We start from the raw sequence: 13,484 nt of genomic DNA, 5'->3' as shown, positions 1-13,484 counted from the left end.
TTCAGGGGCGGGGTGTGTGCCTGCCGACCGGGCGGCAGTGCAGGGTTCCGGTGACCGGGTCGTCCGCGACGTGCACGACGACGCCGTAGGCCTCGGTCAGGTGTTGCGCCGTGAGCACGTCCTTCACGCTGCCGCTCGCCAGTGCCCTGCCCTGCGACAGCAGGACGACGTGGTCGGCGACGATCGCGGCGTGGTCGAGGTCGTGCAGGACCACGCCGACCGCCACGTGGTGGTCGTTGGCGAGGTCGCGGACGACGTCGAGGATCTCCACCTGGTAGCGCAGGTCGAGGTGGTTCGTGGGTTCGTCGAGCAGCAGCACCGAGGTCTGCTGGGCCAGGCACGAGGCCAGCCACACCCGCTGCAGCTCACCGCCGGACAGTTCGTCGACGCCGCGCGCCGCCATGTCCGCGACCCCGGTCATCGCCATCGCCTGGGCGACGGCCGCGGCCCCGTCCGGGTCGACACCGCGCCAGCCGGAGCGGTACGGGTGGCGCCCGTAGCCGACGACGTCCTCGACGGACACCCCCGACGGCGTCGGGCGCTGCTGGGTGAGCAGGGTGACGTTGCGCGCGAACTCCTTGCCGGACAACGCAGATCCGCGCCACACCGACCGCTCGCCCAGGTGCACCTCGCCGCCCTTCGGCTTGTGCAGGCGGGCCAGCGACCGCAGGACCGTCGACTTCCCGGACCCGTTGGGGCCGACCAGCGCCGTGACGGCACCCGGCGTCAGCTCCACCGAAACCCCGTGCACGACCTGGTGCTCGTGATGTGCGAGCACCAGGTCGTGTCCGGTCAGCACCACCCCGTCCGTTTCCAACATGAGGGGAGCCTAACCTAAGTCTCATGACTCATTCGCAGGGCGAACCTCACATCGTGTCCACGAGGGACGGACGCCACCTGCACGCTCAGCGACGGAACGGCTCCGGATCCGTGACCGTGATCTTCGAGAGCGGACTGGCCGCCAGCCGCTCCTACTGGGCCCCGGTCCAGCAGCGGCTGGCCGCGCCGTCCGTGGTGTACGACCGCAGCGGACTGGGCCGCAGCGCCGCCACCGGCGGGTCGCGGCGGTTGCGCGACCTCGCACTGGACCTGGTCGACGTGATCGACGACGTCCAGGGCGACGTGGTGCTGGTCGGGCACAGCTGGGGCGGCCCGATCACGCGTCTCGCCGCGGCACAGCGCAGGAAACGGGTCGTCGGCGTCGTGCTCGTCGACCCGTCGGACGAGGGGTGCGACCTGGTCTTCGGACGACCGGCGCGCATCGCCGAGGCGGTCGGCCAGATCGGCAGCACGGTGCTGGCCCGGCTGGGACTGCTCGCCACCACCTACCGGTCCACTCTGGAGGCTCTGCCCGCCGACGCGCGGGAGGACATGCGCACCGAGGGCTTCACCGTCGCCACGACGAGGACGCGCAAGGCCGAGCTCGCCGACGTGGTCGCGGATCTCCAGTCCCTGAAGGACAACCCGCCCGCTCTCGACGGCGTCGGCGTCACGGTGATCTCCGGTGCGTTGAACTCCGCCGGCATGGGCGCGAAGGTCCGCGCGGCGGTGACCGCGGCCCACCGCGCGTCCGCGGAGAAGGCCGGCGGACGGCACGTGCTCGCGCCGAACTCCGGGCACATGGTGCCGGTGACCGATCCCGACCTCGTGGCCGACGAGATCCGGCACTTCACCCGTTCGCTGTAAGGCGATGCGCTAACGGGCGGCACCCCCGCAGCGACAGGCGGGACATGTCCTTGCGGTGGTGGCTGGTCTCGGGTGCCGTGACCCTGGTCGTGGCACTGATCTTCGTGGCGTTCTGGTTCCTGACGAGCAAGGGAACCCCGGGAGAGGCGAACCCGGCGCCGCAAACCAGTTCCACGGTCGCGGCGCCGCCGTTGAGCGAGGAGGCCGCGAAGTCGCTCGCGGCGGACATCACCAGCGCCGACGAGGCACGGGTGCGCCGGGCGCTCGCCATCTCCCCCGGCCAGCCCCTCGAAGCCGGTGCGGTGGCCCAGCTCGCGACCGTCTCGCCGCTCGTGATCGACGTCGCGACGTTCCGCGCGGGGCAGGACGGCAGCGCGACGGCGAAGGCCCAGGCCGGCGGCCCCACCCCCGCGACGTGGACGTTGCGCCTCGTCCTGCACGAGGGCGCCTGGAAGATCAGCAACACCGAGGTGGCACGGTGATCACGTTCCGGAAGCTGCTCGTTTCCCTTGTCGTGCCGGTGATCCTGCTCTCCGCGGTCACTCCGGTGTCCGCGGTGACCGACGACTGCGACGCCGGGGCGTGGCGGACGGCGGAGGGGCAGTCCGCCACCCGCCGCCCGGTCGTGCTGGTGCACGGCTGGACCGGCGGGCCGATGACCGACACGGCCAACGGACTCGCGTCCCGGCTCGGTGAGCGCGTCAACACCTACACGTTCGACTACGGCCGCAGATCCCTTCACTGGGCGTCGGATCCGCAGATCGCGGAGTGCCTCGGCAGGTTCGTGGACGCCGTGTCGAAGGACCACAAGGCAGCCGGTGGTGACGGCAAGGTGGTCGCCGTCGCGCACTCGATGGGCGGCTTGGCGTTGCGTTACGCCTTGCAGAGCAAGGGCGACACCGTGCCGAACATCATCACCCTCGGCACGCCGAACCTCGGCTCACCGTGGGGCGCGACCTGGCTGGCGGACCGCATCCACCAGATGAAGGAGGGCGGCAAGGACCAGCCTCCGCCCGACCAGAAGGCAGCGTTGTGCCTGGGACCGCACGACAAGGGAAGTGCACTTCCCCAGGGGTGCAAGAGCGATCTGCCGCCGTGGCTGCCCGCCCGCACCGCCGTCACCCAGGTCGCCGGCGACGTGACCGTCGACCGGACGCTGTTCGGCTTCAAGCTCTACTCGCTGCCGCTCTTCAGCGACGGAGTCGTGCCCGTGCCGTCCGCGCACGGTTACTACACGTCCGGCCCTGACGGCGAAAGCCCGGCCGACGGGGCACGGCTGACGACCGTCACCGAGTCCTGCCGCGTCGACCACAGCCTGCTGCACACGAAGCACGCCATCGAGGTGCCTGCCGGGATGGCGCTGGACTTCGTCACGTTGCAGGACCTGCGGTCGGACACGCTCAGCCCGGCGACCGGGTGGTACCTGATCCTCGCGACGCTGGCGGCGAGCTGCTCGCACATGAACCACACGGGAGACGCGGCGACGCTCGACCGCGTGGCGGCGGCGGTGTCCGGGGCGGTCGACGGTCTCGCGCAGCCGATTCCGGTCGACCCCAACGACCACCGTGTGAGCACAGGCATCTCGGTGTACTACGCCTTCGAGTCTCCGTCTGGAAACTTCAGGTGCAGCATCAACCCCTCCGAACCGACCGCCGGCTGCCACGGGAAGACCTCTCCCGTGCCACCTCGCCCCCAGCGCTGCAACCCCAACATCAACTGGGGCAGCGGGCTCTTCGTGGACGCACAGGGCAAGACTGACTTCATCTGCACCGGAGGCGTTCGCTACGGCAACTTCACCGATAGCGAAGAACGGGTGCTGCCGTACGGCCGGTCCCTGACGGCGGGCGACTTCACCTGTGTGTCCAAGGAAACCGGCATCTCCTGCACCCACAAGCCGACCGGGCACGGCTTCCGGATCGCCGCGGGGTCGAACGAACAGTTCTGACGAGGGTGGAGCGCCACAGCGCTCCACCCTCACCGACTCAGGACCGCCAGCCCGCCGCGAGGCTCACCCGCGTGGCCAGGCCGGGATTCCCGGCGTACCCCCGCACGTCACCCCACGACGACCACCCTCCACCGCCGTACCGCGCGGCGTGCCAGATCGCGCCGCTCGTCGCCAGCGCGACCACGTGCAGCTCACCGCTGGTGAACCCGACCGTCGCGACGTCCAGCGCGAGGCCGGTCGGGTTGCCGGTGTAGTCGTCGATCTTGAGCAGCGGCGTCCAGCTGCCGTTGGGCAGGCGCGTGGAGTGGCGCACGCCCGCGAAGCCGTAGTTCGCCACGAGGTGGAAGATCCCGTTGACCTCGGTGGCGCTCACCGACAGCGGGCCGCCGGGGTTTCCGGCGTAGGCCTCGACGTCGCCCCACGCGCTCCAGTTGCCGTCGGTGCGGCGCAACGTGTGCATCAGCCGGATCCCGCTGGTCACGGCCACCTGCAGCTCGCCGTTGACGAACCCCGCCGCCGCCACGTCCCCGAGTTCGGACAGGTCGCCGGCGAACGCCTCCACGCTGTGCAGCGGAGTCCACGTGCCGTTGGGTCGCCTGATGCTGTGGTGGACGTTGTTGCCTCCGCTGAGGACGACCACGTGCAGCGCGCCGCCGACCTCGGTGGCGGCGACCCTGGTGATGGTGCCGATCTCACCGGCGAAGTCCTCGACGTTGCCGAAGACCGTCCACGGTCCGTCGACGCGCCGGATGGCGTGCCAGAGTTCGCCGTCGTTGCCCGCCACCAGGGCGTGCTGCTCGCCGGCGACCATCGCCGAGGCGGTGTCGACCGGGGTGACCGTCGTGCCGGTCGCGGTCTTCACGTTGCCGAAGCCGGTCCACGAGCCGTCGCGGCCGCGCATGGTGTGGACGAGGCCGCCGGTGCTGGTCGACGTGAACAGCTGGGTGCTGCGCCACTGGTTGAGCGTCTCCCCCTTGAGCACGCTCAGCATGGCGACCTTGTTGTCGAAGCCGGTGACCTGGTTGCGGTTCTCGCTGAGGTGGATGTGCCACAGGTGGCTGTCGTCCGAGCTGGCCGCCACCTTCTTGCGGAAGTCCCACCCCTCGACCTCGCGGTCGGTGTCCGTCTGGCCGAAGAACTCGCGCCACCCCGCGAGCCGGGGGTCGTTGGCCCTGCCCGCGGCCAGCAGTCTGTTCGAGTAGCGGGCGATGGTGGTGTAGCTGCCGCTCTGGGCGTCGGGGAAGGTCCAGTCGTACCCGGCAGCGAGGTTGGAGGGGCCGCCCTGGTCCTCCGGGTCCGTGACCGAGTAGTCGTAGGACGGGTTGCCGTCGCGGGTGTTGTGGTAGCCGCGCTTGTTGGCGTAGATGCCGCCGTTCGTCGAACCCGGCTGCAGCGCGAGGAGCTGGTCCATGAACCAGCTCGAGACGGGGCTCGTGAACGCGGGCGCGGCACCGGCCTGGTGAACGCCCCCTGCCGTCAGTGCGCTCGCGACCAACGTCGTCGCGGCGAGCACCGTCGTCACCCTTCTGGTCGTGCGTCTCCATGTCATGCCGCACAACGTGAGCCCCCGGCATCTCACGTTCACACCGGACTTCGGCAATCGCCTGCTCAACGGCCGTCCGACGGGGTAGGAAGTACCGCCTGGGAGGTGTACGTCGTGGTGGAGCTGCGCGTGCTCGGGCAGGTCGAGGTGCTGGTCGGCGGCCGGCCGCTGGAGATCGGTCACGCACGGCAGCGGTGCGTGCTGGCGGTGCTGCTCGTGGACGCGAACCGGGTCGTCACCATGGATCAACTGCTGGACCGCGTGTGGGCGGAGCGGTTGCCGCACCGGGCCCGGCAGGTCGCGAGCAACTACGTGTCGCGGTTGCGGCGGGTGCTGGCGGGGCACGCCGAGATCGTGCGGCTCGGCGGCGGTTACGTCCTGCGCGTGGACCCGGAAGCCGTTGACCTGCACCGGTTCCGGCGGCTCGTCGAGCAGGCCCGCGGGCAGGCTCTGGAGCTGCTGGAGGAGGCGGCGGGGCTGTGGCGCGGTGAGGCGTTCGAAGGCGTGGAGACGCCGTGGATCGCCGGAGTGCGGGAAAGCCTTGCGCGCGAACGGTTCGCCGCGGACGCCGACCGCGTGGACCTCGCGCTCGCGCAGGGCGGGCACGCGGCGTTGGTCGCCGAGCTGACCGAGCGGGCGGACGCGCACCCGTTGGACGAACGGGTCACCGGGCAGCTGGTGCTCGCCCTGCACCGCAGCGGCCGCCAGGCCGACGCGCTGTCCCGGTTCCACGACCTCCGCGTGCGCCTCGCCGACGAGCTGGGCACCGATCCCGGGCCTGAGCTGCGCGAGCTGTACCAGCGGATCCTGGCCACGACGCGCGCAGCCGGTCCGGAGGTGCCGCGGCAACTGCCCGCGCCCCCGGAGCTCACCGGCCGCGCGGAGCAGTTGGCGTTGCTGGACAAGGCACTTCTCGGCACCTCCGGCACCGTGCTCATCACCGCGGTCGCCGGCGCCGGAGGCATCGGCAAGACCTGGCTCGCGCTGCACTGGGCCCATCGGCACGCCGACGAGTTCCCCGACGGGCAGCTGTTCGCCGACCTGCGCGGCTTCGCCCCGGACCCGCCGCTGGCGCCCGACGCGGTGCTGTTCGGGTTCATCACGGCGTTGGGGGTCGCGCCCGACCGCGTGCCGACCGGTCTGGACGCCAAGGCGGCGCTGTACCGGAGCCTGGTGGCCGGACGGCGGATGCTGGTGGTGCTGGACAACGCGGCCGGTGCCGGCCAGGTCGTCCCGCTGATCCCGGGCAGCCCGACCTGCGCGGTGCTGGTCACCGGGCGACACCGGCTGGCGTCGCTCGTCGACCGGTATGGAGCCCGCCACCTCCCCCTCGATGTGCTCACCCGTGACGAGGGACGTGCCCTGCTGATCACGCGGCTGGGCGCCGACCGCGTCGCCGCGGAACCCGTTGCCACCGACGAACTCGTCGATCTGTGCGGGGGTCATCCGCTGGCGCTGTCGATCGCGGTCCGCAACGCCGTCACCCATCCCGCCATCACTCTCGCTGAAGTGGCCGGAGAGTTGCGTCAGCTCGGGCTGGCGGTGCTCGGGCACACGACCGATCCCGCCGCGAGCCTGCCCGCCGTGCTGTCGTGGTCGTTGCGCGGGCTCACCGAGGAACAGCGGACCGCGTTCGGGTTGCTGGGCATCGCGCCTGGCCCCGACATCACCGCGCCCGCTGCCGCAGCGCTCACCGGGCTGGCGCACAACGCTTTGACGGCGTTGGTGGAGGCGTCACTCGTCGAGCAGCGGCCCCACGGTCGTTACGGGATGCATGACCTCGTGCGCGACTATGCCGCTACCACCGTGCTTGACGGCGATGCCGCGTTGGCGCGAGTGGCGGACTTCTACCTGCACACCGCGCACGCCGCCGACGTGCTGCTCGACCCTCACCGCACGCTCGTCCGGCCTGGACCGCTGACTGCCGGTGTTCGCCCGCTCCCGTTGCCGGACGCGGACTCCGCGCTGGCCTGGCTGGAGGCCGAGCACGCCAACCTCCTCGCCACGCAACGCGTCGCGGGTGCGCTCGGACTGCACGAGGTCGTGTGGCACCTCGCGCGGGCGCTGGACACGTTCCACTACCGGCGAGGCCACCGGCACGACGCGCTCACGTCGTGGCGCGCGGCTCTGGTCGCCGCCGATCACCTGCCGGATCCGACGACCCGCATCCGCACTCATCGCTATGTCGGCAGTGCGTGTTCCCGCTGCGGATTGCTGGAGGAGGCGACCGAGCACCTCGACCGGGCACTCGCGTTGGCGTTGCGGCACAACGAGACCACGGAGTCGGCGCACAGCCATCAGGCGCTCACGACCGTGTGGGAGCGGCGGCAGGACGACCGGCGGGCCTACGACCACGCCCGGCAGGCGCTCGCCCTCTACCGCACCCTGGACCAGCCCGCGTGGGAGGCCGACGGGCTCAACTCCGTCGGCTGGTTCGCCGCGCGGCTCGGCGACTTCAACACGGCTCGCGACCACTGCCGGGCGGCGCTGGACCTGCACCGGCGGCACCGGCACCCGATCGGCGAGGCGGACACCCTGGACAGCCTCGCGTTCATCGCCCTGCGCACCGGCGACCACGACCAGGCCGTCGACCACTACCGCAGCGCTCTCGCCCTGTTCCGCAGCCACGGCAACATGTACGAGGTCGCGAACACCGCGGACAACCTCGGTCACGCGCACGCCGCCCTGGGACAGCACGAGGAAGCCGGGACGATCTGGTGGACGGCCTGGGAGCTGTACCGGGAGCAGGACCGCGACAGCGAGGCGGCCCGCGTCCGGCAGCGGCTCAACGACCTCGGCGCGCCTCGTGGTGGGCCGCCATCCGCACGGGCGCGTTGACCACGCCGAACCCGCTGTACCCGCCGATCCGCTGCACCACCTCGAAGAACACCCGCGCGCCCGCGAGTTCGGTGTAGAAGTGCAGGTACTCGCCGTGCTCGTCGCGGTCGTACAGCACCGACTGCTCGCGCAGCGCGGCGATGCGCTCGGCGGACAGGTCGGTGCGCGCCGCCAGGTCGTCGTAGTAGTTGCCGGGGATGTCCACGAGCTCCGCGCCCTGCCGGCGGAGCACCTCGGCGCACGCGACAGCGTCGGCACAGGTGAACGCGATGTGTTGCGGTTCCTGGACAGCAGGCGCCCACCCGCCGCGCCGAACGAGCGCGGCGTCCAGCGTGAGCCGCACGCCGCCGCTCACACCCCGGCCGCGCACCAGTCCGAACGGCGCCGCGAACTCCGCCGTGGCACCGGGTTCCAGTCCCAGCACCGAGCGGTAGAAGAGCCCTGCCTCGTCGAAGTTGTCGAACGGCTGGGTCAGCGCCACGTGGTCGATGCCGGTGATCCCCGCCTCGGCCGCCGACTCCCCCGTCGGCACGAAGTCGCCGAGCCAGTCGTCGTCCGCGCACAGGAAGATCTGGGTGCCGTCGGGCGCGGCGATCGCGGTGAGCGGAGCTTCGCCGGGACCGGCCGTGCGGGACAACGGTGGCGCCAGCAACACCTTCGCGCGCTGAGCCGCCGCTGCCGGATCCGGAATGGCGATGCCGAGCGCGCCGATCGCACCAGGCTCACCTTCCGCGTTCACCAGGACGCGTGCGTTGCCCTGCGTCCACAGCTCCACCGGCTTCGTCTTGTGCACACCGGCCCGCGCGAAGCCCAGCGCGGCGAGGTTCGACTCCCCCACGACCTCGGCGAACGCGTACCCGTCGGCAACGGGCGCGGCCGGAACGTCCAGCAGTCCCAGCGAGTCCTTGAGTGCGATCAGCGACCGCATCGCGTCGACCGCGGCGCGGTAGGGGTCGGCCTGGCGGAAGACGTCGTTGAACACCTCCAGCGACAGCGGCCCGCGATAGCCCGCGTCGAGCACGTTGCGGGTGAACGTCGTCAGGTCGAAGTCGCCCTGCCCAGGGAAGAGCCGGTGGTGGCGGCTCCACTGCAGGACGTCCATCGGCAACGTCGGCGCGTCGGCCAGCTGCAGGAAGAAGACCTTCTCGCCGGGGATCGCGCGGATCGCCCGCGGATCGTCCCCTTTGGACAGGATGTGGAAGCTGTCGAGGCACACCCCGAGCGCGGGATGGCCTGCTCTGCGCACGATCCGCCACGCGTGCTCGTACCCGTTGACGAACCGGCCCCACGCCAACGCCTCGTAGGCGATGCGCAGACCTCGTTCGGCGGCACGGGAAGCGAGCAGGTGCAGCTGCTCGGCCGCGAGGTCGTCGTCGTTGATGGCGTCCTCCGACACCGACGAACACACCAGCACGGTGTCCACGCCCAGCTCGGCCATGAGGTCGAACTTGCGCTCGGCGCGGCGAAGGTTGCGGGCGAGCACGTCCGGCGGCACGGCCTCGAAGTCGCGAAAGGGCTGGTACAGATCGATGGTCAGCCCAAGCTCGGCACACCGCCGCCGGATCTCCGCCGGACCGCGAGGCGACGCGAGCAGGTCGTTCTCGAACAGCTCGATCCCGTCGAACCCGGCCTCGGCAGCCGCCGCGAGCTTGTCGTCCAGCGTGCCGGACAGGCACACGGTGGCGATAGCGGTGCGCAGTTCAGGACGCATGCGCGGGCTCCCCTTCCAACTCCTCGAAGTGCGCGAGCATGCGGCGCGCGTCCGGTTCGGCGCCGGTGAACAGCCGCAACGACTCCGCGGCCTGCAACACGACCATCCCGCCCCCGTGCAACACACGGCAGCCCTTCGCCCGCGCCGCCTTGAGGAGCGCGGTCTCCAACGGCCGGTAGACGATGTCCGCGACCCAGAGCTCCCTGCGCAGCAACGACTCGTCGATCGGCAGCCCGGGATGCGCGGCCATGCCGGTGGGGGTCGCGTGGACCAGCCCGTCGGCCGTTGCCGCGGCCTCGGGACCGCACGTGACGGCCCTGTCCGCGCCGAACCTGCGTTGCAGCGCTGTGGCCAGCTGTTCCGCACGTTCCTGGTCGACGTCGTGCACACCCAGACGCCTGGTGCCGAGCGACAACAGCGCGTGCCCCACCGCCGCGCCGGCTCCACCGGCGCCCAGCAGCACGACCTCGCCGAGCCGCGCGTCGGGAAGCCCCCGGCGCAGGCTGCGCGCGAACCCGGTGGCGTCGGTGTTGTGGCCGATGGCCTTGCCGTTCCGGAAGACCACGGTGTTGACCGCTCCCAGCGCCGCCGCCTCCGGGACCAGGTCGTCCAGGTGTTCCAGGACCGCCTGCTTGCCGGGGTGGGTGATGTTGAGGCCGTGGAAGCCCTCGGCGCGTGCCGTCGCGAGCACCTCGCCCACGGGTTGGTCCAGGTCGTCGAGGTCCAGGAGGCGATAGGTGTAGGTCAGTCCCAGCTCGCCGGCCTCGCGTTCGTGCAGGGCTGGGCTCAGCGACGGGCCGATGCCGGAGCCGACGAGCCCGATCAGGTAGTGGGTCACGCGGCCTCCCGGCTTAATGTACGAACTAGTGAGTTCACGATAGCGCAGGTGGGTGTCGGCGGGAAGGGTCCGACCGAGGGGCGGCAAGGCAGCCGAGTCCCGACGACGAGTTGGCCGACGAGCGGAGCTCACACGCCTCACCAGCCGGAACCCCACGTCCCGGCCATCCACATCACCAGCCGGAACCACACACCCCGGCCATCCGCCCCACCGGCCTTACCCGCACCCAAGCCACCCGAGCCCGCACACCCGACCACCCGCCACACCCCCGCCGCCCCCGGCCGCACCCCACCCCAGGCACTAGAGTTGCCTGGTCATCCCAAGACAGAAGGGGGCCCGGTGGCCGCACCGTCGTCATCCGATGCCGAGCGCCAGCGGGACAAGGACCGCACCCGCGCCGACATCCTGGACGTTGCCACGCGGGAGTTCGCGGACAAGGGCTACACGGGCGCGCGCGTCGACGAGATCGCCGAGCGGACCAGCACCACGAAGCGGATGATCTACTACTACTTCGGCGGCAAGGAACAGCTCTACATCGCTGTCCTGGAGCGCGCCTACCTGGCGATCCGGGCGTTGGAGGCCGAGCTCGACGTCGAGCACCTCGCGCCGGAGGACGCCATCCGCCGGCTCGCCGAGCTGACGTTCGACCACCACGAGGCTCATCCCGACTTCATCCGGCTCGTCAGCATCGAGAACATCCACCGCGCCGAGCACATCGCGCGGTCCGAGGTGCTCGCGGGGCTCGCGAACCCCGCGCTCGACGGGCTGGCGCAGATCCTCGAACGCGGGCGGGCGGCCGGGCGGTTCCGGACCGACGTCGACCCGCTCGACGTGCACATCGTGATCAGCTCGTTCTGCGTGTTCCGGCTGGCGAACCGGCACACGTTCGCCGCGATCTTCGGGCGCGACATGCTCGATCCAGACCGGCGCGAGCACTACCGAAGCATGCTCGGTGACATGCTGGTCGACTACCTGACCAGCTGAAACAAATCCTTGACAGGCGATGCCCCCATGTCCGACCTTGTATTAACTAACTAGGTCGTACATGGGAGTACGCCGTGACCACATCGATGGCCCGCAAGACTGCGCTGGCAGCCTGGATCGGCAGCGCCCTCGAGTACTACGACTTCTTCATCTACGGCACCGCCGCCGCGCTGGTGTTCAACAAGGTCTTCTTCCCCGCCGCCGATCCGGCCACCGGGACGCTGCTCGCGCTCGCCACGTTCGGCGTCGGGTACCTCGCGCGGCCGCTCGGCGCGTTCGTCCTCGGGCACGTCGGCGACCGGTTCGGGCGCAAGAAGGTCCTCGTGTTCACGTTGCTGCTGATGGGCGTGGCGACGTTCGCCGTCGGGTGTCTGCCGACCTACGAGACGGCCGGTGTGCTGGCGCCGATCGCGCTCGTCGTTCTCCGTCTGCTGCAGGGACTTTCGGCGTCAGGCGAACAGGCGGGCGCGAACTCGATGTCGCTGGAGCACGCGCCGGAACACCGCCGGGCGTACTTCACGAGCTTCACGCTGAGCGGCACGCAGGCGGGGCAGATCCTCGCCACGGCGATCTTCCTGCCCGTGGCGGCGCTGCCCCAGGAGGACCTGCTGACGTGGGGCTGGCGCGTGCCGTTCTGGTGCAGCGCGGTCGTCGTGGTGGTCGGGCTCGTCATCCGCCGCAAGATCGACGAGACCGCGGAGTTCAAGCGCACCAAGGTGGCCAAGCTCCCCGTCGCGACGTTGTTCCGCACGCACTGGGCCGACGTGCTGCGCGTGGTGCTCGCGGCCACGATCGCCTCGGTCAGCACGATCTTCACCGTCTACGCGCTGAGCTACGCGGTGAACACGATCGGGCTGGCGCGCACCCCGATGTTGTGGGTCGGCGTTCTCGCCAACGTCGTGGCGCTCGCCGCGATTCCTTTGCTGGCAAGCCTTTCGGACCGGATCGGCCGCAAACCCGTGTTCCTCGCAGGCTGCGGCGCGTGCGCGGTGCTGATCTTCCCGTACCTGTGGTCGATCTCCATCGGCGCGTACGGGCTGGTGTTCGCGCTCGGCATCCTGCTGTTCGGCGTCGCCTACTCGGCGATCAACGGCATCTGGCCGTCCCTGTACGGCGAGATGTTCAGCACCGAGGTCAGGCTGTCCGGCATGGCGATCGGCACGCAGATCGGGTTCGCGATCGCGGGTCTCGCCCCGAGCGTGGTCGCGGCGATCGGCTCGGCGCGTGAGGACTGGATCGGTGTCGCGACCTTCACAGCCGCCGTGTGCGCGCTCAGCGCGGTGGCGATCGCGACGGGACGCGAGACGTTCAAGCGTCCGACGGCCGAACTCGGGCGGGCGGCGCAGGAGTCACGGGCCCACGCCACGGCGTGAGCCGCAGGGCCACCCGCGACAGTGGGTGGCCCTGCCTATGTGCCTGCGAGGTGGAAAAGGACTACAGTCGCGGGAACAAGCGGTTGAACATGCAGCTGCGTCCACTTCCGAAGCTCAGTTCGCGACGGCCAGGAGGCTCCTGCCATGCCGAACACCTTCCTCGGACCGCTGCACGTGCAACGCGAGGTGCACAACCTCTCCATCGTCGTGCGCGCGGCCGGCGAGGTCGACGAGTTCACCGTCCTGCCGCTGCGCATGGAGCTGCAGACCGCGCTCGCGATGGCCACCCCGCCGCACCCCGTCGTGGTCGACCTGTCCGCCGTCCGGTTCTTCGGGTCGGCCGGGCTCAACGAGCTCCTGAGACACCACCGCGACGCCGAGGCGGCGGGCATCCCGTTCCGGATCGTGGCGGCGCACAAGGTGGTGCTGCGGCCGATCAAGATGACCGGGCTCGACGACGTGCTGAGGATCCATCCGGACGTCGAGCAGGCGCTGGCCGCCGGTCAGGGCGTCCGGACGTCCTGCTGAACGAGGAGCGGCGCTCCGGTCCTCAGTGGACGGACGCG

The 13,484-nt window shown here is 70.8% G+C and carries 11 protein-coding genes; 7 read left to right on the top strand and 4 right to left on the bottom strand.

Annotated elements, in window-relative coordinates; all coding sequences use genetic code 11:
• Nucleotide 1: 1 nt before the first annotated feature.
• Complete coding sequence (locus tag ACFWN2_RS12750; protein WP_382427132.1) at nt 2-820, bottom strand: ABC transporter ATP-binding protein; 819 nt, start codon at nt 818-820, stop codon at nt 2-4.
• 53 nt (nt 821-873) lie between these two features.
• Here ACFWN2_RS12750 and ACFWN2_RS12745 point away from each other — a divergent pair, with 53 nt between their 5' ends.
• From ACFWN2_RS12745 to ACFWN2_RS12735, 3 genes are read left to right on the top strand one after another with little or no spacing between them, the layout of a single operon-like run.
• Nucleotides 874-1,686 (top strand): alpha/beta fold hydrolase, encoded by an 813-nt coding sequence (locus tag ACFWN2_RS12745; RefSeq protein WP_382427130.1) that lies wholly within the window; start codon nt 874-876, stop codon nt 1,684-1,686.
• A 44-nt stretch (nt 1,687-1,730) separates the two neighbouring features.
• Nucleotides 1,731-2,168, top strand: coding sequence for a hypothetical protein (locus ACFWN2_RS12740; RefSeq protein WP_382427129.1), 438 nt, complete (start codon nt 1,731-1,733; stop codon nt 2,166-2,168).
• A complete protein-coding gene (locus ACFWN2_RS12735) occupies nt 2,165-3,631 on the top strand; it encodes an alpha/beta fold hydrolase (RefSeq protein WP_382427127.1) in 1,467 nt (488 codons plus the stop codon). The genes ACFWN2_RS12740 and ACFWN2_RS12735 overlap by 4 nt, the downstream gene beginning before the upstream one ends.
• A gap of 37 nt (nt 3,632-3,668) precedes the next feature.
• Here the strand turns inward: ACFWN2_RS12735 and ACFWN2_RS12730 are convergent, their stop codons facing one another.
• Complete coding sequence (locus ACFWN2_RS12730) at nt 3,669-5,180, bottom strand: hypothetical protein (RefSeq protein WP_382427126.1); 1,512 nt, start codon at nt 5,178-5,180, stop codon at nt 3,669-3,671.
• A gap of 108 nt (nt 5,181-5,288) precedes the next feature.
• On the opposite strand from ACFWN2_RS12730, the gene ACFWN2_RS12725 reads away from it, so the two are divergent.
• Nucleotides 5,289-8,012 carry a BTAD domain-containing putative transcriptional regulator gene (locus ACFWN2_RS12725; protein ID WP_382427124.1) on the top strand — a complete coding sequence of 908 codons (2,724 nt, stop codon included), beginning with the start codon at nt 5,289-5,291 and terminating at the stop codon, nt 8,010-8,012.
• Here the strand turns inward: ACFWN2_RS12725 and ACFWN2_RS12720 are convergent.
• Together ACFWN2_RS12720 and ACFWN2_RS12715 are read right to left on the bottom strand one after the other, a co-directional pair.
• Nucleotides 7,960-9,723, bottom strand: a complete 1,764-nt coding sequence (locus ACFWN2_RS12720) for a TIM barrel protein (RefSeq protein ID WP_382427122.1) — start codon at nt 9,721-9,723, stop codon at nt 7,960-7,962. The genes ACFWN2_RS12725 and ACFWN2_RS12720 overlap by 53 nt on opposite strands.
• A complete protein-coding gene (locus ACFWN2_RS12715; RefSeq protein ID WP_382427121.1) occupies nt 9,713-10,561 on the bottom strand; it encodes a shikimate dehydrogenase in 849 nt (282 codons plus the stop codon). The genes ACFWN2_RS12720 and ACFWN2_RS12715 overlap by 11 nt, the downstream gene beginning before the upstream one ends.
• A gap of 339 nt (nt 10,562-10,900) precedes the next feature.
• Here ACFWN2_RS12715 and ACFWN2_RS12710 point away from each other — a divergent pair, with 339 nt between their 5' ends.
• The 3 genes from ACFWN2_RS12710 to ACFWN2_RS12700 all read left to right on the top strand — a co-directional run bounded on the left by ACFWN2_RS12710 (nt 10,901) and on the right by ACFWN2_RS12700 (nt 13,446).
• Nucleotides 10,901-11,545: a TetR/AcrR family transcriptional regulator gene (locus ACFWN2_RS12710; protein ID WP_382427120.1), complete on the top strand. Its 645-nt coding sequence runs from the start codon at nt 10,901-10,903 to the stop codon at nt 11,543-11,545.
• A 74-nt stretch (nt 11,546-11,619) separates the two neighbouring features.
• Nucleotides 11,620-12,918 carry an MFS transporter gene (locus tag ACFWN2_RS12705; protein ID WP_382427118.1) on the top strand — a complete coding sequence of 433 codons (1,299 nt, stop codon included), beginning with the start codon at nt 11,620-11,622 and terminating at the stop codon, nt 12,916-12,918.
• Between the two features lie 144 nt (nt 12,919-13,062).
• Nucleotides 13,063-13,446 carry an STAS domain-containing protein gene (locus ACFWN2_RS12700; RefSeq protein ID WP_382427116.1) on the top strand — a complete coding sequence of 128 codons (384 nt, stop codon included), beginning with the start codon at nt 13,063-13,065 and terminating at the stop codon, nt 13,444-13,446.
• The last annotated feature ends 38 nt before the right edge of the window (nt 13,447-13,484 follow it).

The organism is Lentzea sp. NPDC058436 (assembly GCF_042721515.1).
Classification (GTDB): domain Bacteria; phylum Actinomycetota; class Actinomycetes; order Mycobacteriales; family Pseudonocardiaceae; genus Lentzea.
This window is presented reverse-complemented; position numbering and strand designations above follow the sequence as displayed.

Excerpts from the sequence above, each read along its gene's own strand:
- ACFWN2_RS12730 (WP_382427126.1), bottom strand. The coding sequence starts at position 5,180 with ATGACATGGAGACGCACGACCAGAAGGGTGACGACGGTGCTCGCCGCG.
- ACFWN2_RS12750 (WP_382427132.1), bottom strand. The coding sequence starts at position 820 with ATGTTGGAAACGGACGGGGTGGTGCTGACCGGACACGACCTGGTGCTC.
- ACFWN2_RS12720 (WP_382427122.1), bottom strand. The coding sequence starts at position 9,723 with ATGCGTCCTGAACTGCGCACCGCTATCGCCACCGTGTGCCTGTCCGGC.
- ACFWN2_RS12740 (WP_382427129.1), top strand. The coding sequence starts at position 1,731 with ATGTCCTTGCGGTGGTGGCTGGTCTCGGGTGCCGTGACCCTGGTCGTG.
- ACFWN2_RS12700 (WP_382427116.1), top strand. The coding sequence starts at position 13,063 with ATGCCGAACACCTTCCTCGGACCGCTGCACGTGCAACGCGAGGTGCAC.